Here is a 17,529-nt window from a genome sequence, read left to right on the forward strand (position 1 = left end):
AAGCGATAGGGTTACGGTCCGAGAGTTGCTGGCCCGAAGGGCGTCAACTCTCAAGGGTTACTAACGCTCAAGGGTTACAAAAAAAGGGGGAATCTGGATAATGCCGGCACTCGGCCATGTCACCTCAGTGTACCCAACGCATGGCCCGAATGCATGGAAGGCTGCTGCATGATCATCTTTCGTTACCTGACTCGCGAGATCCTGCTGACCATGACGGCGGTCGCCGGCGTGCTGCTGCTGGTAATCATGGGCAGCCGCTTCATTCGCTACTTCAGCAATGCCGCCGAGGGCGATATCCCGGCGAGCATTCTTGGCACCCTGATGCTCTTCCACCTACCCGGGTTCCTTGAGCTGATCCTGCCGTTGGCGTTCTTCCTGGGGATTCTACTGGCCTACGGGCAACTCTATCTGAACAGCGAGATCACCGTGCTGGTGGCCTGCGGGACCAGCCCGCTGAAGCTGCTGCAGGTGAGCCTGGTGCCGGCCGCCCTGGTGGCGGTGCTGGTAGGGCTGTGCAGCCTGCTGCTCACGCCGGCCGGCGCCCTGCAGAACGAGATAATGATCGAGGATCAGCGCAGCCAGATCGATTTCTCGGCCCTGGCGCCGGGGCGCTTCCAGGACTTCGGCGGCGGCCGTACCGCCTATACCGAGGCCTATAATAACGATCGTACCCGCATGCGGAGCGTGTTTATCAGTGAACGCCAGCAACGTCGTGATGGCACCCCCGAGAGCGTGGTCACCCGCGCCGAGGAGGGTTATCAGGTGGTCGACGACGAGACGGGCAGCCGCTTTCTGGTGCTGGCCGACGGCGAGCGCTACAGCGTCGAGCCGGGCCGCCATCAGGCCGAGCGGCTGATCTTCGACACCTACGCCGTGCGCCTGTCGCGGGCCGAGGATCGCGCCGAGCTGTTCTCGCCGGAGTACGCCACCACCGCCGCGTTGATCGATAACGACGACCCGGAGGCCCAGGCACAGCTGCAGTGGCGGTTGAGCATGCCGCTGATGGTATTCGTGCTGACGCTGCTGGCCATGCCACTGTCTCGGGTCAATCCGCGCCAGGGCCGTTTCGCCAAGCTGCTGCCGGCGATCTTCCTGCATATCGCCTATCTCAGCCTGCTGCTCGCCGCCCTCGATGCCATCGGCCGCGGCAGCCTGCCGGTGGCGGTGGGCATGTGGCCGATACATGCCGGTTTTCTGGCCCTCGGCCTGGCGATGATGGCCAATGCACAGCGCAAGGGGATAAGCGGATGATCACCGACCGGCTGGACCGCTACATCGCGCGCCACGTGCTCGGCGCCATCCTCGTGGTACAGGTGGTGCTGCTGGGGCTCGATCTGGTGATCACCTACATCAACGACCTGGGCGACATCGAGGGCGACTACGGCGCCTTCCAGGTCTTTGTTTACCTACTGATGCGCCTGCCCTGGCGCTTCTATCAATACGCCCCGGTGGGCGTGCTGATCGGCGCCCTGATCGGGCTGGGTACCATGGCCTCGAGCAATGAATTGACGGTGATGCGCGCCGCCGGACGCTCGCTGACCCGCATCCTGTGGGGCGTGATGAAACCGGTACTGCTGGTCGTCGTACTATTGTTGCTGGTCGCCGAGTACGTCAGCCCGCGAACCGAGCAGTTTGCCAGCGCCTGGCGGCTGGAGCAGGTGCAGGGCGAGGGCGCCGTGGTCACTCAGCGCGGTGGCTGGCAACGCGAGGGCGACAGTTTCTATCGTTTCGGGGCCATTCGCGCCGATGACACCGTGCTCGATCTGACCCGTTACCGCTTCGAGGGGCAGCAGCTGCGCGAGGCCGTCAGTGCGCAACGGGCGGTGTGGCAAGACGATCAATGGCAGCTCGAGGAGGCGGCCGTGACCCGTTTCGAGGAGGCGAGCACCGAGGTCGAGCACCACGACACCCTGCTCTGGGAGACCGAGCTGTCGCCCGATCAGCTGGGTCGCTTACTGCGCGAGGTCGAAAGCCAGGCGCCAAGCGAGCTGTGGGCGCTCTCCCGCTACCTTCGCACCCAGGGCCAGGAGGCCTCCGCGCCGCTGCTGCATTTCTGGCAGAAGCTGTTGCTGCCGCTGACCCTGGCCTCGCTGGTGCTGGTGGCGGCGTCGTTCGTGTTCGGGCCGCTGCGCACCGTGGCCGCCGGCACGCGAGTGTTCTACGGCGTGATCACCGGGCTGTCCTTCAAGTACCTGCAGGACCTGCTGGCCCCGGCATCGACCATATTCGGCTTCTCGCCGGCCTGGGCGGTGCTGGCGCCGATGCTGATCTGTGCGGTGCTGGGGCTCTATCTGCTGCGGCGCACCGGCTGAGCCGAACGTTGCCTACCGCTCCGTCGCGGGCGCCACCTGACTCGTTAAGGGCTTGCCATGCAACGACGCTTCGACCAACTCGACGACGTCTGGCCCGCCGGTCTCGGCCGGCGGCTGGGTGCCATGCTCTACGACGGCTTTCTGGTCGCGGCGATCTGGCTGCTGGTCACGGCGCTGCATCTGGTCACGGTGCGCCTGGTGCTGGGACTGCCGCCCGAGGAGGTCGGCAGCGGGCTGGCCCAGGTGCTGTCGCTGCGGGCGCTGCTGTTGATTAGCGCCTTTGCCTTCTTCGCCTTCTTCTGGGTGCGCGGCGGCATGACGCTGGGCATGCAGGCCTGGCGGCTACGCGTGCAGACTCCCGATGGCGCCTCGATTACCCCGGTCCAGGCGCTGGTGCGTTTTCTCATGGCCTGGGTGTCGCTGGCCGCGCTGGGCCTTGGCTATTGGTGGGTGCTGTTCGACCCCCAGCGGCGTAGCTGGGGCGATATCGCCTCGCGAAGCCAGGTCGTGGTGCTGCCCAAGCCCGACAAGACGCGCCGAAACATCGACCGTTGAGCGCGGTCGGATAAACAGGACCGATAAATAGGACAAAAAAGGTACGGTTTTGGGTTGTAATGACCCATGCGAATCATTTACATTTGCTGTCACGGTCTTCGGGTAGCGCTGACGAACGAGGTGAGCCAAATGTATGTCTGTATCTGCAAGGGTGTGACGAACCATCAGATCCGCCAGTCCGTCGAGGACGGGGCGCGCAGCTGGCGCGAGGTGCAGGCCGATACCGGCTGCGGCACCCAGTGCGGCAAATGCGCCTGCCTGGGCAAGGACATTACCCGCGAGGCCGTGGTCAGGGAACTGAACGCCGCTTCCGCCGATCTTGCCTACGCGGTGTGATCGCATGACAGCCCCACTGCGCTGCCTTTCCCAGAGGCGGCGCTACGCGCCATCAAGTGCCCCGTGCCGCCCCCGGACGACGCTCAACTTTCCTTAACTGCGCCTGAGCTTCTCCCAAGCTGTTGTCGTTGTTGCACTTTCCATGTTGACTAGCCAATACTAAGCTACGTCATACATACTGAGTGCTGCTGCGCGCCTGCCGGCAGCGCTGGCTTCGGCAAGCCCCGACACCTGACCGCGACAACCACGGAGCACGACGATGAAAGGCGATATCAAGGTCATCGAATATCTCAACACCGCGCTCGGCAACGAGCTGGTGGCCATCAACCAGTATTTCCTGCACGCCAAGATGTACAAGGACTGGGGCCTCAAGGCGCTGGCCAAGTGGGAATATGATGAGTCCATCGAGGAGATGCAGCACGCCGACAAGCTGATCGAGCGCATCCTGTTCCTCGAAGGCGTGCCCAACCTCCAGGATCTCGGCAAGCTGCACATCGGCGAGAACGTGCGCGAGATGCTCGAATGCGATCTCAAGATCGAGCACGAGGGCCGTGAGGACTATATCGAGGCGATCACCCACTGCGAACAGGTCAAGGACTACGTCAGCCGTGATCTCTTCCGTGACATCCTCGCCGACGAGGAAGACCACATCGATCATATCGAGACCGAACTCGGCCTGATCGACAAGGTGGGTATCGAGAACTACATGCAGACGCAGATGCAGGAAGCCGGCGACGAATAAGCGCGCCAGCGCCTGCTGCATTATATCTCAGCGCCTCGCTGTTCGCAGCGGGGCGTCTTGTCGTGTCAGCCAGGCAGCGGTCGTGCTCGAGGTCGCCGCGTCAGAAAACTTTCTTGTCAAGAAAGTCCCTCACGCTTGTCAAGAAAAGGCCTTCACGAGCGCGAACCGCGACACCGGCTCGTCCTGCACCTCGACGGTTTCCGTGAACATCTCCAGCGGTCTCACCCACAGGCCGTAATCGCCGTAGAGCGCGCGATAGACCACCAGCGGCTCCTCGGTCTCGCTGTGATGGGCGACGCCGAGCACCTCGTAGTGGTGTCCCTTGTAATGGGAATAGATGCCGGGAACGGGGAGGGCTTGGCTCATGTCGTGGCTCCTTCGGTCGGGGGGCGGATAGCCGCTTGCTTGGCCAGTCGTGCCAGGGCGCGCGAGGCAGCGACGAAGCCGAAACTGCCGGTGACGAAGGTGGCGGCGCCGAACCCGGAGGCGCAATCGAGCCGGGTGACGTCGCCGGTGCCGGGCTTTTGCAAGCACACCTCGCCATCGCTGGAAGGATAGACCAGTTGTTCGTCGGAATAGACGCACTCCACCGAGAAGCGCCGCTTGGGGTTGCGCGAGAAGCCGAAATCGCGACGCAATCGCGCACGCACCTTGGCGAGCAGTGGGTCGTGCTCGGTGCGCGACAGGTCCGCCACGCGAATGCGCGTCGGGTCGGTCTGGCCACCCGCCGCCCCGGTCACCACGATCGGCAACTTGCGGCGCTTGCACCAGGCGATCAGCGCCGCCTTGGCCATCACGTTGTCGATGGCATCGAGCACCAGGTCGGCATCGGCAGGGAGGCGCTCGGCGAGATTGTGCGGCGTGACGAAGGCGCTGTCGGCGACCACCTCGATCTCCGGCTGGATGGCCCGGCAGCGCTCGGCCAGCACCTCGACCTTGGGGCGTCCAATGGTGCCGTCCAGCGCGTGCAACTGGCGATTGATATTGGACACACAGACATCGTCCAGGTCGATCAGCGTCAGCTTGCCGATCCCCGAGCGGGCCAGCGCCTCGACCGCCCAGCTACCGACCCCACCCACGCCGACCACGACCACATGCGCGCGACGAAAGCGTGCGAAGGCGCGGCCACCGTAGAGCCGGCGGATACCGCCGAAGCGCAGCTCGTGGTCGTCACCAGAATGGCTGGTGAAGGGCGGCATGTCTTGTGTCGCGGCGTCGCTCAAGGAGTCGTTTTCGAATGAGGTCGGGGAATCGCTTATGGGCATAGGCATGGGTGTGGGTGTCATGGGGTAGTGCATTATGGAATCGCGCACTATGGCGTTGGGACAGAGTCGACAGTGGAGGCTTCGAACTGCGCCCGGTTCACCGGCAGGTGGCCGGCCCAACCGAAGCGCTCGAGCAGGCCCGCCATCGTCGGTTCGAGACCACAGGTGAGCCGCAGCGGGCGTCCGTCGATCGGATGGTCGAAGGCCAGGCCGACCGCTGCCAATAACAAGTGCGGGCAGCCCAGCTGTTCCTTGAAGAAGCGATTGTGGTTGCCTTTGCCGTGCTTGGCGTCGCCGATGATGGGATAGCCGCGGCGCGAGAGATGTCGGCGAATCTGGTGGCGTCGTCCGGTCAGCGGGCGTGCTTCCATCAGCGAATAGCGCGCCTGGGGATAGCGGTCGACGCTCACTGGCAGCTCGACGCTGTCCAGGCGCTTGACCTCGGTGACGGCGGCCAGCGCCGGCATTTCGGCCTTGGGGCGTCGGCCATCCTCCTCGCGCAGCGCGTAGTCGAGGCGTGCCCGTTCAGGCCCTACCCCGCGCACCACCGCCAGGTAACGTTTCGCCACCCGGCGCTCAGAGAAGGCCGCCGCCAGCGGCGTGGCCACCTCGGGCGACAGCGCGAAAATCATTACCCCGGACGTGGGGCGGTCCAGCCGATGCACCGGATAGACGCGCTGGCCAAGCTGATCACGCAACTGCTGCAACAGGAACTCGCGCTCGCCGCGGGCGAGGGCCGTGCGATGCACCAGCAGGCCCGCCGGCTTGCGCACGGCGACCAAATGATCGTCGCGATAGAGTAGGGTCAGCGGTGGCGTCATGGTGGCATCGACAAAGGTAAAGAGCACAAAGGCAAAAAAGGGCGCTATTGTCGCTGCCCGAGGCGGTGTTGTCACCCCGGCCTTGAAGTCGTGGCGATCCTCCCGCATCTCACTGCTACAGCAGATGAGCGTTTCGCCCAGTTTTTTTACCCAGTTTTTTACAAAGTTCGGATAACGCCCAGGAGCCTTCATGAGCACACCCCTTTACCCAATCCCGGCCTTGGCACTTTCCGCCTCACGGGCGACACTCTCAAGCAGTCGGTTCATGCCGCGCTGGCATGCGGCTTTCGCCACATCGACACTGCCCAGATGTACGGCAATGAGTCCGATGTCGGCGCGGCGATCGCCGAAAGCGATTTGTCTCGCAAGGATATTTTCCTTACTACCAAGGTCTGGTACGACAGGCTCGAGCCCCAGGCGTTGAAGGCCAGCGTCGACGAGAGCCTGGCCAAGCTCGGTACCGACTACCTCGACCTGTTGCTGATTCACTGGCCATCACCCGATGATGCGGTGCCCATGGCCGATTACCTGGGCGCCCTGCGCGACGTCCGGCAGGCCGGTAAGGCGCGGCATATCGGGGTATCTAACTTCACCATCGCTCAGGTCGACCAGGCCGTCGAACTCCTCGGTGCCGATGCTCTGTTGACCAACCAGGTCGAGGTGCATCCCTTCCTGCAGAACCATAAAGTCGTTGAGCACTGTCAGCGCCTGGGCCTCACCGTGACCGGCTACATGCCGCTGGCGGTCGGCAAGGTGATGAAAGACGACACCCTCAAACGCATCGCCGACGACCATGGCGCCACCCCAGCGCAGATCGCCCTGGCCTGGGTCGTCTCGCGCGGCATCGTGGCGATTCCGTCCTCCACCAAGGCCAAGAACCTGCAGGGCAACATCGAGGCCTTGCGGATCGAGCTGAGCCAGGCCGAGCGCGATGCCATCGCCGCCCTGGATCGCGGCGAGCGCATCGCCGACCCGGACTTCGCCCCCAACTGGGATGCGTGAGGGCACGTTTGGCGGTGTGGCCAGCACTAGCTGAAGAGCAGTGAGTGAACAGCTGGGCGTCGATCGCCCGGAATGCTAGAGCCGGGCGAGCACGCTTTCGGCGCTGCTCTTGTCCACGCCCTTGGCGTCGATGCCGATGTACTCGACCACGCCGTCATTGGCGATCAGCGCGAAGCGCCGGCTGCGAATGCCCATGCCGCCGCCGGAAGCGTCCATTTCGGTGCCCAGCGCCCGGGCGAAGTCGGCGTTGCCATCGGCGAGCATGGTGAAGGCCTCGGCGTTCTGCGCCTTCTGCCAGGCGTCGAGCACGAAGGCATCGTTCACCGCCATGCAGGCGATGGTGTCCACGCCCTTGGCGAGGATCTTGTCGGCGTTGACCACGAACCCCGGCATGTGGGTGTTGGAGCAACCGGGCGTGAAGGCGCCGGGCACCGCGAACAGCACCACGCGCTTGCCGGCAAAGAGCTCGCCAGTGGAGATGTCCTGCGGGCCATCCGGGCCGTTGGTCTTGATCGTCACGTCGGGAATCTTGTCGCCCTGGGTAATGGTCATGGATTTTCCTGTGCGCTGGGTAATGAAAGGTATGATCGCCCCTCTGGGAGCGTACCCCAGTTTGATGCTTCTAGCGCCATTCGCCAATGCCCCCTGAGCCGCCACGCCCGCTTCATGGATTGAGTCGGCGCAGTACTAGTGTCTGCTGTCCTGGAGCGCAGTAGACGCCTTGTGGCGGTACTCAAGCATTATCCGGAGTTGTTCGATGGTTTCGGAGAGTCGCGTATCGGTCGGTGTTTCCTGGCGTACAGCGGCGAAATTGCCAATGGCGTGCTCGTCATAGCGCTTGAGTAACTCGTCAGGACCTGGCGCCGCGCCTTGCCGATCGAACAACGGGGCTTCGAGCAGCCTGGAATGTGTCTTGTCGATAATGACATCAAGCGTTGCGATAATTTCCGGGGCTAGCGGCTCAATCAGATCGGCTTTCTCGATTTCCTTGAGTAGATCTATAGCATCAACGCTTCGTTCGTCGCGAGCGTCAAGAAGATCATCAGGAACTCTCGACTCCTGCTTAACGAGGCGTAGTGCGATCCGATACAGAGAGACCCTGCTCTCACTCAGGTTCGAAAGCATGTGCTCGGCACTCTTGGTCAAGTTTCTAAGCTTGATCTCGCTACCAAAGAGCGTGAACTGCTCGATCCGATCCCATACCAGAGAAATACCAAACAAGCCCAGCCCAAGTGTCAGCATGCTGACGAAGGGTCCGCCTTCCATGCGCTCCGTCAGGAAGAACCTGAAAGCGAGGAAGAGGATGGCTAACGCGACAACGGCTGTGACCCTGCGGGTTGTTGCGTAATGGGCAATGTTACGAAGATTCATTCAACCCCTTCCTTCCGCCAGTGGCCCTTCGGTTGGGCCTTTCATACCCGTTTGACGCCCTTACGGCGGATCGCTAGCTTGAAACGAAACTCCCTCTAACAGCAAGAACAACCCCCAGGAGGTATGTCATGAGTCTCCCTCTCTGGCAGCCCCGCCGACGTGGTGGCCGATTCTTCATGCGTGCCGTCTCCCTTTCCCTGCTGATGGCACACTCCTCCCTCCATGCGCAATCCACTGAATCGGCGACGGTGCCGCGCCTGGAAGCCTCCGAATGCGTAACCGAAGCGTTAACCGAGTTGGGCGCGGATTGTTACACCTTTCACGGTTATGAGAACTGGAACGAGCCCAGTGACAATCAAGTCCGGCTGCCAGTGGCCGTTATCGAGCCAGAGGAGGGAAAGCCTGAAGGAGAAGAAGCGTCCGATGAGGTACCGGTCTTCTTCTTCCCGGGTGGCCCGGGCTACTCCTCACTGGGCAACCGGGACTACATGGAGCAATTACGCGAGGATATCGGCAACCGCACGCTGGTGACGATGGACCATCGCGGCTTCATTCATGCCGAACCGGCGCTGGAATGTCCCGACTACGCGGCCGTCTCCCCTTACCACAACATCATTCATACCCCGGCGATCACCTCATCGCTTGACCCCATGGAGCGCCTGCAACCGATCACCAGCGCCGTAGAAGCGTGCTACCGGAAACTCACGGAAGAGGGGATCGACGTCGCACAGTACAACCAGCATGCGGTATCGCGTGATGTCGATGAGATCCGCCAGCTGCTGGACTACGACGTCATCGATGCCTTCGGTTCGTCGACGGGTAGCGGTACCGTGCTGTCCTTCATTCAGTACCACCCGGACAGCATACGCGCCGCAATTTTCGGCTGGCCCTGGTTCAGCCATCTGCGCAACCGTCCCCCCGTCGATGAGTTCTACACGGCCAAGCAGATCTTCAACGATACGCTGTCGCTGTGTGTTGCCGAGGACGAGGCATGCCGCGAGATGCTGCCCGGCTGGCTGCTCGCGGTCGACAGGGCGCGGCGCACCCTGGATAGCCGACCCTATGTGGTAGATGTAAAAGATGCTGCCGGCAATGACAAGACGCTCTACTTCGATGGCGCGGCCTTTCTCGATACGCTCTACCTGATGCTGCCCTCGGCCTATGCGGAATTGCCCAGCCTCGTCGCCGACATCGAGGCGGGCGACTACACGCGCCTTGAGGAGTTCTTCCTGATCGACAGCTACGAGCCCGAGACGGAGTCCCCGAACTATGCCTTGGGCTACTTCCTTGCCCACGTCTGTGGCGATATGGGCGCCAATCGGCCAACTAAGCAAGACTCGATCGCCGCCGTGCAGCGCGAGCCGGCCATTCTGGGCTTCGAGCCTCCCTGGGTCTGCGGCTGGTGGGGCGAGGATGGCGACGTGCCCAGCGAGCATAATGACCCACCGATATCGGACATACCGGCGCTGGCCATTCATGGCCAGATGGACCCCTGCTGTGGGACACGCTGGAGTGAGCATGTGCGCCAGACCATGCCCAACCTGCAGTTCGTGGAATACCAGGGGCTGGGCCATAACCCCGTCAACGAGTGTCGTTCGACCATGGTCGATGCGTTTCTCGACGACCCTTACAAGACCATCGACGATAGCTGCAAGAACGAGGTGGCGCTGGAGCCTTGGGTGATCGAACCACCGCAATAGCAGCGAGTAAGGACCGCGAACGATGCTAACCTTCGTGAATATTGATGTACCCATCGAGTTCGCGGACGCGACCTACCGGGAGGATGTCACCTGACGACACAAGCGAGCCGAGCCACGTTGCGTCTTCTTCTGCACCAAGTCGTTTGTCTGGCGGTCTTGGTCGTCATCGTCCTTCTGCTGGCGGGGTGCAGCAGCCTCAGTCGGGGTCACGAGGCCTTGCTGGTGCTGGGCGACCTTGCCGCCGGCAGCGAGGAAAGCCGGCTCAAGGCACGCACCGAGGCCCCGACCCGCGAGGGCATCCGTTATGCGCAGGAGGGTCGTGACTACCAGGCGGATGTCTATCACCCGGCGACGCCGGACCGGGGCATGATGATCCTGGTGCATGGCTTCACCGAGGACGGCCGTCGCGACCCGCGACTGGTGGATTTCGCGACCACACTGTCACGCGTGGGCTTCACGGTGATGGTGCCGGAGCTCGAGGGGCTGCGCGATTATTCGATCAGCACGCGCGAGGTGGTGGCCATCGCCGACGCCATCCGCCATGCCACGCAAGCGCTGCCCGAGGGCGAGCCGCAGACGGCGCTGGCGGCCATCAGCTTCGCGGTCGGGCCGGCAGTGATTGCCGCCCTTCAGGAAGATACCGCGCAGCGGGTGAGCTTCATAGTCTCCGTGGGCGGCTATTACGACCTGGTGGAGATGCTGCGCTATGTCACTACCGGCGAGGATCGCCACGGCGAGGGCCAGGCGGCACCGCCGCCGCAGCGGGGCGCACGCTGGGCGGTGCTGTTGAGTCAGCTGCAGTGGCTGGAGGACGAGCGGGATCGTGAGCGGCTCGCCACCATTGCCCGGCGCCGGCTGGCATCCCAGGCCGAGTCGGCAGAAGACGAACCAATAGGAGCCGAGCAAGTAGAAGAAGAGGTGGAACGGCTCGGCCCGCAGGGCAGGGCGCTCTACGCCCTGGTGACCAACCAGGATCCGGCGCGGGTAGAGGCGCTGATCGAGGCGCTGCCGCCCTCGTTGATCGCCGAGCTCGAGGCGCTGGATCTCTCGAACCGCGACCTCGACAGGCTGGAGGCGGAGCTGGTATTGATCCACGGGCCGCAAGATCGGGTGATTCCGATCAGCCATAGCCGGCGGCTACGTGACGCGCTGCCGGAGGGTCAGGCGCGCCTGTTCGAAGCCGGCGGGCTTGAGCATGTGGCGGTGTCGCCGGGATGGCGCGACGGCTGGGGGCTGTGGCGCGCGGTCAATCATGTGCTGAGGCTGGGCGAGCAGCAGCAGTGAGACGCGCAAGCGGCGTCATGACGCCTTGGCGGTGAGCAGGCGACGAAACTCCAGATGCGAGTACCAGGAAAGATCGCGTGCGGCGGCGTCGAGTTCTCGGCGGGCCTGCTCGCAGTCCACCTCGGCGGACTCCTCAAGGCAGGCCACCACGGTCACGCGTCCATCGAGGTAATGAAGCTCGAGCTCGTGGATCTGGGGCCAGACCTCGTGCCTGGACCAGCGCTCGGCGAGGTCGCTCTCGATGTCGGGGCGCAGCGGCAGGCCGGGGAAGCGGCTGGGGTCGCCCTCGCCGGCGTCGTCCTCGGGGTCGACGTGAAAGGTCAGGTCGGTCAGCGCCGGGAAGGCGTTGCGCAGGCGGCGGCTGACCTCGTTGCCGATCTCGTGGCCCTCGGAGACGCTGATGCGCGGCGAAACCACCACGTGCAGGTCGAGCATGGTGCGGCCGGCGGATTGGCGAGTTCGCAGGTCATGCACGCCCTCGACGCCAGGGATATCGCAGGCGACCTCGCGCATGCGCTGCTGCTCGGCTTCCGGCAGTGCAGTGTCGACCAGCTCGCGGCCGGCGTCCCACAACAGCTCCCAACCGACCTTGCCGACCAGCAGGCCGACCAGGATGGCCGCGGCGGTGTCGAGCCAGGCGACGCCGAACTGGCTGCCCACCAGGGCGATCATCACCACACCAGTCGAAAGAACGTCGCTGCGATGATGCCAGGCGTTGGCCTCGAGCAGCTTGGAATTGATGCGCCGCGCTATCCGGCGAGTGACATGGTAGAGCCACTCCTTGGCGAGCAGGGCGAAGGCGGTGAGTAGCATCGCCCAGATTCCCGGTGGCGGGATATCGGCGCCCGCCAGCAGGCGATTCAGGCTCGACCAGGCGATGCCGCCGGCAACGAAAATCAGCACGCTACCCAGGAACAGCGTGGCCAGCGTCTCGATACGGCCGTGGCCGTAGTGGTGATCCTGGTCGGGCCCCTGGCGGCCATAGTGGGCCGCGGTCAGCACGAAGCTGTCGGTGACCAGGTCGGAGAAGGAATGCACGCCGTCGGCGACCAGGGCGGCCGAGCCGACAATCGTTCCGGTGATGACCTTGGCGATGCCCAGCAGGCAGTTGACCCAGATGGACAGGTAGGTAACCCGGCGGGTGGCCTGATGGTGCTCTGGGGGGGTCGACATCGGAGGCGTTCCTGAACGGAGTAGTGTCCGGGGCGCGAATGGCTACGCCTTGCAAAGAGTACCAAAAAGGTACCGATTTGAAAAAGCCCTTTTATCTCCTTGACGAGCAGGATCATCCCGACCATTCCGTGACCCGATAATGACACTCGCTCTTCATCGCTTCCGGGATGCTACCACCACCATGGTCGGCTCGCGCTGCGCTGCGATATCGGGGATGCTGAACGGTGACGCTGCCAGGAGTGAACCCATGAAGCATTCGCCCGCCTATCGACTCGCCGCTACCGTGTTGCACGGCTTCGACGAGTACCGCTCACGCTTCAAACAGATCACCACTGATGCCAGCCGGCGCTTTCGTGATGCCGCCTGGCGGGAGGCTCAGCAGGCCTCGGCGGAGCGCATCAACCTCTACGGTGAGAAGGTCGACGAGACGCGCGAGCGCCTGTGCCGCACGTTTGACGAGGAGGTGCTGACCCACTGCGAGTGCTGGGGCGAGGCCAAGCGCCACTATGCCGAGCTGATCAGTCAGCGCCTCGACTATGAACTGGCCGAGACCTACTTCAATTCGATGTTCTGCTCGCTCTTCCATCATCGTCATATCCGCAATGACTGGATGTTTGTCTACAGCTCGCGGGACGGCGCCGCCCACCATTCGGGCATCGAGCGCTGCCGTCGAGTGAAGGTGGGGGGCGACTGGGATGCGGCGATTCGCTGGGCCCTGGCGGAGGCGCCCTTCGAGACGCCCTACGACGACCTGCAACACGACGCCCGTCTGGGTGGGGAGTTTCTCCGCCATCATCTGCCGGGCGCCATCCTCGACGCTCCGGATGCCGAGATCGAGCTGCTCAAGAGCGTGTTCTATCGCAACAAGGGCGCCTATCTGGTGGGTCGCATCAAGGGGGGCGGCGAGCAGGTACCGCTGGTGTTGCCGGTGCTGCATGACGACGGCAAGGGGCTGCATCTGGATACCGTGATCATCGAGCCCGACGAGGTATCGATCATCTTTTCCTTCACCCGCGCCTATTTCCAGGTGAACGTCCAGGTGCCTCGCGAGTTCGTCCGCTACCTCAAGGAACTGATGCCCGACAAGCCGGAAGGCGAGCTCTACGCCGCCATCGGTTTCTTCAAGCACGGCAAGACCGAATTCTTTCGCGCGCTGAATCACCATGTCGCCAAGCGCGAGGATCGCTTCATCATCGCCCCCGGCGTGCGCGGCATGGTGATGGCGGTGTTCGTATTGCCGTCCTATCGCACCGTGTTCAAGATCATCAAGGACCGTTTCGACCCCACCAAGGAAATGAGCCGCGAGAACGTGCGCGAGAAGTATCGGCTGGTCAAGCGTCACGACCGAGTGGGGCGCATGGCCGATACTCAGGAGTTTTCGCACTTCATCGCCCGCCAGGACCACTTCGACCCTGAATGCCTGGAACACTTGCTCCATGTGGCGCCCTCGACGGTGCACCTGAAGGGCGACAAGGTCATCATCGAGCACTGCTATACCGAGCGCATGATGACGCCGCTGAACATCTACGTGGAACAGTGCGACGCCGACGAGATCCGTGCGGTGCTCAAGGACTATGGCAACGCCATCAAGCAGATGGCGGCGGCCAACATCTTCCCCGGCGACATGCTACTCAAGAACTTCGGTGTGACCCGCCATGGGCGAGTGATCTTCTACGATTACGATGAGGTCAGCTACCTGACCGAGTGTAACTTCCGCCATATTCCCGAGCCCATGTATCCCGAGCAGGAACTCGCCGACGAGCCTTGGTATTCGGTGGGACCCAACGATATTTTCCCCGAGGAATTCGGGCCCTTTCTGTTCGCCGACGTGCGGCTGCGCAAGCTGTTCTTCGAGCTGCATCCGGAACTGTTCGATGCCGACTATTGGAAAAGCGTACAGCAGGCGATCCGCGACGGGCGGGTGATCGACGTCTACCCGTATCGCAACAAGCAGCGCTTCGCGGGCACCGACAGCAACGGCCTGGTCTACTAGCGGCAGGGCTGTCACAGCGCGCTATGCTGAAAGCGACCGAGGCGCTTTGCTTTTCTCATAACCCAAGGAGAACGCCCATGTTGGACCTCATCTCCCATCCGGCGGACCATGTCGTGGCGATGAAAGCGGGGGGTGTCGTGACCGCCCATGAGCTGCAGCGCGCCATCGATGCCATCGAGGTCGCCAAGCGGGCCCATCCCAAGGTCAGCCTGGTGGTCGAGATCGACGCCCTGCGCTTCATGACCCTGACCGCCCTGCTGAGGGATATCGGCTACGGCCTGACCCAGCTTGGCGATCTCGAGCACTACCACCGGGCCGCCGTGGTCACCGACCAGGAGTGGGTCAAGCAACTTGCCCATCTCGAAGAGCGGCTGTTCAAGGCCGTGGAGATCCGCACTTTTCCCAAGCGCGATCATGTCGCGGCCATGGCCTGGGCCGGTGAGTTAGCCAAGGGGGATCATGAAAGCCCCGAAGAGGATGGCTATCACGGGGCCTGACCTTACCGCGCCATATTTGCTAACGAGAACGCCAGCCGCGGCTGGCGGTTTACCGCTCAGGCGACAGGGACTTTCAAACAACATAGTGCCTTTCGATCAGTTTACAGTTAGTGAAAACAGTTCGGCAGGAACTTTCACCCCGATCTAGGGCACGAACCGATGATACGTAAGGTGCGCTCGTCGATGCCGAGTGCATCGAGTGGATCGGAGATGCCCTTGTCCTTTAACCAAAGGGCCTGAAGTGTCACCGCCTCCCCTTCTAACTGTTCACGACACCTGACTCGTAAGTGTGCATTATTGGCGAGCTGGACATGGTGAACGACCTCGTGCAGCAAATAGCTGGCGGACGTCAGATCATTGAGGTCACAGTCAACATCCAAATATATGGTTTTATTCTTCGGATCATAGAGCCCACCTACCTGCGGGACATGGTTCAGATCGAAACCAGGGTAGCAGCGTTGCCGTAGGGCTATCTGATCAAGGAATTCAACAGGTGGAGGATCAGGCGCGGTGTAGTCAGTCTGCGCAGCCACCCAAGCGGTCATCTTCGCTGCGAGAGTCATGGACCGCTCAGCTCGATCATCGCCTGCCTGCGCTGCGCTGAGTAATAGCATGAGCGGGAGGCACAACAGCAGGCTTCGAAGCACGAGTAGCATGGCGGATACCTTGACCGGACCTCTCCGCAAAGAGGTCACCTACTCTTAAGCGGCTCATATACAGGTAAGCGGCTCACATACAGGGTAAACGTAGCGGATATCTCGCATTACCGGCGGACCGGTTTATGTTGGAAATGTCCGTCGGCGATGCACTTTCTGGTCGCACTGGGGCCCAAAGTGGTAATTTCACTCAATGGTAATTTCTGGAAAGTGAGTGACTGGCGCCAGAGTGGCGAGAGGGGATAAATGGCGAAGCAGCGAGCGCCGCATCTGGTGGTGTTCACCGGTGCGGGGATCAGTGCCGAGAGTGGTATCCAGACCTTTCGAGCCAGCGACGGCCTTTGGGCCGATCATGCTATCGAGGATGTCGCCACGCCCGAGGCCTGGCGGCGAGACCCCGAGCGCGTGCTGCGCTTCTATGACATGCGCCGCGACCAGGTGCGCCGCGCACGCCCCAATCCCGCGCATCAGGCGTTGGCCAGCCTGGAGCGGCGGGGCTTTCGGGTCAGCATCATTACCCAGAACATCGATGACCTGCATGAACGGGCCGGTTCGCGCCAGGTGCTGCACCTGCACGGCGAGATCCTCAAGGCGCGCTCGTCCGTCGATCCGCGCATGCACTATCCGCTGCCGCGCGGCGGCATCTCCCTCGGCGATCTGTGCGACAAGGGCAGCCAGCTGCGCCCCGACGTGGTGTGGTTCGGCGAGGCCGTGCCGCATTTCGTCGAGGCGTGCGAGGTCGCCGCCGAGGCGGACCTGCTGCTAGTGGTCGGCACCTCGCTTGCCGTGATGCCGGCCGCCTCGCTGCTCGATCATGCCCCGCTGGACGCGCCCTGCGTGCTGGTCGACCCCGACGCCCAGGTATTGGCGCCTCCCGGCGTGGCGCGACTCAACCAGTCTGCGGGGCAGGGCGTGCCGGCACTGGTCCGTCACTGGCAGCGCGAGGGTCGGCTCTGGCTGCCGGAGACGCTGCTGGGCTGACCCGTCCGAGCGTCATTGCGGTACGGGCATGCTAGAATGCTCGCCCCTTTTTTCGAGCCGTACCATGCTGGACGACGCATTTACCGAGGTTATCGACCGTGACCCCGCGACTGGTCTCTCTAGTGACCCCGCGACTGGTCATCCGCGACCGCCGCGCCGCGAGTTCAAGGCGCGCGGCAGCCTGGTCAGGCGCTGTGCGGGCTGCAACCTGCCGGCGCTCAACTGCCTGTGTCCCTATCGGGTCGGCGCCGAGAGCACCGCGCGGGTCTGGCTGCTGACGCACCCGCTGGAGCACCACAAGCCCACCAATACCGGCCGGTTGATCCGCGACGTGCTGCCCGATACCGAGGTCTTCACCTGGTATCGCACGGCACCGGACGAGCGCCTGCTGGCCCTGCTTGCGGACAGTCGTTACGCGCCCTTCGTGGTCTTTCCCGACGACCAGCCGGACTATGCCGAAAGCGTGGTGGGTATGGATGCAGTGGCCGTCGAGAAAGTCCACGGGCGAATACCGGTCTTTATTATTCTCGATGGCACCTGGCGGCAGTGCCGGCGTATCTTTCGCAAGAGTCCCTACCTCGATTCGCTGCCGGTGCTGCCGCTGGCAACCGAGCGGCTGACTCGCTACCGGCTGCGCAAGCCGGCGTCCGCGGCCCATCTGTGCACTGCCGAGGTGGCCGCCGAGCTCTTGACGCAGTCCGGCGACGTCACGGCGGGCGAGGTGCTCGACGACTATTTCGATGTCTTCAACGACAGTTACGCCGCCAGTCGACGCTTCGAGAAGCTCGAGACACCCACCGCGGCAATGCGCCGCTTGCGCTCGCGACAGGCTGATGCCTAG

At 63.1% G+C, this 17,529-nt stretch carries 19 protein-coding genes; 12 read left to right on the forward strand and 7 right to left on the reverse strand.

Going from position 1 to position 17,529, the window contains the following annotated elements:
• The first annotated feature begins 168 nt into the window (after nt 1-168).
• From lptF to bfr, 5 genes are all read left to right on the forward strand, one after another.
• Nucleotides 169-1,251, forward strand: a complete 1,083-nt coding sequence (gene lptF / locus BM341_RS09635; protein ID WP_089795347.1) for an LPS export ABC transporter permease LptF — start codon at nt 169-171, stop codon at nt 1,249-1,251.
• Complete coding sequence (gene lptG, locus BM341_RS09640; protein ID WP_089795349.1) at nt 1,248-2,312, forward strand: LPS export ABC transporter permease LptG; 1,065 nt, start codon at nt 1,248-1,250, stop codon at nt 2,310-2,312. Before lptF ends, lptG begins: the two co-directional genes overlap by 4 nt.
• A gap of 57 nt (nt 2,313-2,369) precedes the next feature.
• Nucleotides 2,370-2,867, forward strand: coding sequence for an RDD family protein (locus tag BM341_RS09645; RefSeq protein ID WP_089795352.1), 498 nt, complete (start codon nt 2,370-2,372; stop codon nt 2,865-2,867).
• A 129-nt stretch (nt 2,868-2,996) separates the two neighbouring features.
• A complete protein-coding gene (locus tag BM341_RS09650; RefSeq protein WP_089795354.1) occupies nt 2,997-3,203 on the forward strand; it encodes a (2Fe-2S)-binding protein in 207 nt (68 codons plus the stop codon).
• A gap of 259 nt (nt 3,204-3,462) precedes the next feature.
• A complete protein-coding gene (gene bfr, locus BM341_RS09655) occupies nt 3,463-3,945 on the forward strand; it encodes a bacterioferritin (protein ID WP_089795355.1) in 483 nt (160 codons plus the stop codon).
• A gap of 138 nt (nt 3,946-4,083) precedes the next feature.
• Here the strand turns inward: bfr and BM341_RS09660 are convergent, their stop codons facing one another.
• From BM341_RS09660 to BM341_RS09670, 3 genes are all read right to left on the reverse strand, one after another.
• Nucleotides 4,084-4,311, reverse strand: a complete 228-nt coding sequence (locus BM341_RS09660) for a DUF1653 domain-containing protein (protein ID WP_089795357.1) — start codon at nt 4,309-4,311, stop codon at nt 4,084-4,086.
• Nucleotides 4,308-5,144 carry a tRNA cyclic N6-threonylcarbamoyladenosine(37) synthase TcdA gene (gene tcdA / locus BM341_RS09665; RefSeq protein WP_245784235.1) on the reverse strand — a complete coding sequence of 279 codons (837 nt, stop codon included), beginning with the start codon at nt 5,142-5,144 and terminating at the stop codon, nt 4,308-4,310. The genes BM341_RS09660 and tcdA overlap by 4 nt, the downstream gene beginning before the upstream one ends.
• Nucleotides 5,145-5,257: 113 nt before the next feature.
• Nucleotides 5,258-6,031: a pseudouridine synthase gene (locus BM341_RS09670; protein ID WP_089795358.1), complete on the reverse strand. Its 774-nt coding sequence runs from the start codon at nt 6,029-6,031 to the stop codon at nt 5,258-5,260.
• Between the two features lie 171 nt (nt 6,032-6,202).
• Here BM341_RS09670 and dkgB point away from each other — a divergent pair, with 171 nt between their 5' ends.
• A complete protein-coding gene (dkgB, locus tag BM341_RS09675) occupies nt 6,203-7,033 on the forward strand; it encodes a 2,5-didehydrogluconate reductase DkgB (protein ID WP_089795619.1) in 831 nt (276 codons plus the stop codon).
• Between the two features lie 75 nt (nt 7,034-7,108).
• On the opposite strand, the gene BM341_RS09680 is transcribed toward dkgB, so the two are convergent.
• Together BM341_RS09680 and BM341_RS09685 are read right to left on the reverse strand one after the other, a co-directional pair.
• Nucleotides 7,109-7,585 (reverse strand): peroxiredoxin, encoded by a 477-nt coding sequence (locus BM341_RS09680; protein ID WP_089795360.1) that lies wholly within the window; start codon nt 7,583-7,585, stop codon nt 7,109-7,111.
• Between the two features lie 135 nt (nt 7,586-7,720).
• Nucleotides 7,721-8,404 carry a hypothetical protein gene (locus BM341_RS09685; protein WP_089795362.1) on the reverse strand — a complete coding sequence of 228 codons (684 nt, stop codon included), beginning with the start codon at nt 8,402-8,404 and terminating at the stop codon, nt 7,721-7,723.
• A 128-nt stretch (nt 8,405-8,532) separates the two neighbouring features.
• Between BM341_RS09685 and BM341_RS09690 the strand changes: the two genes are divergently transcribed.
• Together BM341_RS09690 and BM341_RS09695 are read left to right on the forward strand one after the other, a co-directional pair.
• Nucleotides 8,533-10,104 carry an alpha/beta fold hydrolase gene (locus BM341_RS09690; protein ID WP_245784236.1) on the forward strand — a complete coding sequence of 524 codons (1,572 nt, stop codon included), beginning with the start codon at nt 8,533-8,535 and terminating at the stop codon, nt 10,102-10,104.
• Nucleotides 10,105-10,221: 117 nt separating this feature from the next.
• Nucleotides 10,222-11,388 carry an alpha/beta hydrolase gene (locus BM341_RS09695; RefSeq protein ID WP_089795363.1) on the forward strand — a complete coding sequence of 389 codons (1,167 nt, stop codon included), beginning with the start codon at nt 10,222-10,224 and terminating at the stop codon, nt 11,386-11,388.
• A gap of 15 nt (nt 11,389-11,403) precedes the next feature.
• Here BM341_RS09695 and BM341_RS09700 read toward each other — a convergent pair whose 3' ends face one another.
• Nucleotides 11,404-12,561, reverse strand: coding sequence for a cation diffusion facilitator family transporter (locus BM341_RS09700; RefSeq protein WP_089795365.1), 1,158 nt, complete (start codon nt 12,559-12,561; stop codon nt 11,404-11,406).
• Nucleotides 12,562-12,808: 247 nt separating this feature from the next.
• Between BM341_RS09700 and aceK the strand changes: the two genes are divergently transcribed.
• Nucleotides 12,809-14,554, forward strand: a complete 1,746-nt coding sequence (aceK, locus tag BM341_RS09705; protein ID WP_089795367.1) for a bifunctional isocitrate dehydrogenase kinase/phosphatase — start codon at nt 12,809-12,811, stop codon at nt 14,552-14,554.
• Between the two features lie 77 nt (nt 14,555-14,631).
• Complete coding sequence (locus BM341_RS09710; RefSeq protein WP_089795369.1) at nt 14,632-15,051, forward strand: SpoIIAA family protein; 420 nt, start codon at nt 14,632-14,634, stop codon at nt 15,049-15,051.
• A gap of 134 nt (nt 15,052-15,185) precedes the next feature.
• Here the strand turns inward: BM341_RS09710 and BM341_RS09715 are convergent, their stop codons facing one another.
• Nucleotides 15,186-15,707 (reverse strand): DUF6647 family protein, encoded by a 522-nt coding sequence (locus BM341_RS09715; protein WP_089795371.1) that lies wholly within the window; start codon nt 15,705-15,707, stop codon nt 15,186-15,188.
• 246 nt (nt 15,708-15,953) lie between these two features.
• On the opposite strand from BM341_RS09715, the gene BM341_RS09720 reads away from it, so the two are divergent.
• On the forward strand, nt 15,954-16,688 hold the full coding sequence (locus tag BM341_RS09720) for an SIR2 family NAD-dependent protein deacylase (protein WP_089795374.1): 735 nt from the start codon (nt 15,954-15,956) through the stop codon (nt 16,686-16,688).
• A gap of 64 nt (nt 16,689-16,752) precedes the next feature.
• Complete coding sequence (locus tag BM341_RS09725) at nt 16,753-17,529, forward strand: tRNA-uridine aminocarboxypropyltransferase (protein WP_089795376.1); 777 nt, start codon at nt 16,753-16,755, stop codon at nt 17,527-17,529.

The sequence above is a fragment of the Halomonas korlensis genome, assembly GCF_900116705.1.
Classification (GTDB): Bacteria; Pseudomonadota; Gammaproteobacteria; order Pseudomonadales; family Halomonadaceae; genus Halomonas; species Halomonas korlensis.

What these genes read in the sequence shown, in the direction of transcription:
- lptF (WP_089795347.1), top strand. Translation starts at nt 169, where the DNA reads ATGATCATCTTTCGTTACCTGACTCGCGAGATCCTGCTGACCATGACG.
- lptG (WP_089795349.1), top strand. Translation starts at nt 1,248, where the DNA reads ATGATCACCGACCGGCTGGACCGCTACATCGCGCGCCACGTGCTCGGC.
- BM341_RS09645 (WP_089795352.1), top strand. Translation starts at nt 2,370, where the DNA reads ATGCAACGACGCTTCGACCAACTCGACGACGTCTGGCCCGCCGGTCTC.
- BM341_RS09650 (WP_089795354.1), top strand. Translation starts at nt 2,997, where the DNA reads ATGTATGTCTGTATCTGCAAGGGTGTGACGAACCATCAGATCCGCCAG.
- bfr (WP_089795355.1), top strand. Translation starts at nt 3,463, where the DNA reads ATGAAAGGCGATATCAAGGTCATCGAATATCTCAACACCGCGCTCGGC.
- BM341_RS09660 (WP_089795357.1), bottom strand. Translation starts at nt 4,311, where the DNA reads ATGAGCCAAGCCCTCCCCGTTCCCGGCATCTATTCCCATTACAAGGGA.
- tcdA (WP_245784235.1), bottom strand. Translation starts at nt 5,144, where the DNA reads ATGCCGCCCTTCACCAGCCATTCTGGTGACGACCACGAGCTGCGCTTC.
- BM341_RS09670 (WP_089795358.1), bottom strand. Translation starts at nt 6,031, where the DNA reads ATGACGCCACCGCTGACCCTACTCTATCGCGACGATCATTTGGTCGCC.
- BM341_RS09680 (WP_089795360.1), bottom strand. Translation starts at nt 7,585, where the DNA reads ATGACCATTACCCAGGGCGACAAGATTCCCGACGTGACGATCAAGACC.
- BM341_RS09685 (WP_089795362.1), bottom strand. Translation starts at nt 8,404, where the DNA reads ATGAATCTTCGTAACATTGCCCATTACGCAACAACCCGCAGGGTCACA.
- BM341_RS09690 (WP_245784236.1), top strand. Translation starts at nt 8,533, where the DNA reads ATGAGTCTCCCTCTCTGGCAGCCCCGCCGACGTGGTGGCCGATTCTTC.
- BM341_RS09700 (WP_089795365.1), bottom strand. Translation starts at nt 12,561, where the DNA reads ATGTCGACCCCCCCAGAGCACCATCAGGCCACCCGCCGGGTTACCTAC.
- aceK (WP_089795367.1), top strand. Translation starts at nt 12,809, where the DNA reads ATGAAGCATTCGCCCGCCTATCGACTCGCCGCTACCGTGTTGCACGGC.
- BM341_RS09710 (WP_089795369.1), top strand. Translation starts at nt 14,632, where the DNA reads ATGTTGGACCTCATCTCCCATCCGGCGGACCATGTCGTGGCGATGAAA.
- BM341_RS09715 (WP_089795371.1), bottom strand. Translation starts at nt 15,707, where the DNA reads ATGCTACTCGTGCTTCGAAGCCTGCTGTTGTGCCTCCCGCTCATGCTA.
- BM341_RS09720 (WP_089795374.1), top strand. Translation starts at nt 15,954, where the DNA reads ATGGCGAAGCAGCGAGCGCCGCATCTGGTGGTGTTCACCGGTGCGGGG.
- BM341_RS09725 (WP_089795376.1), top strand. Translation starts at nt 16,753, where the DNA reads ATGCTGGACGACGCATTTACCGAGGTTATCGACCGTGACCCCGCGACT.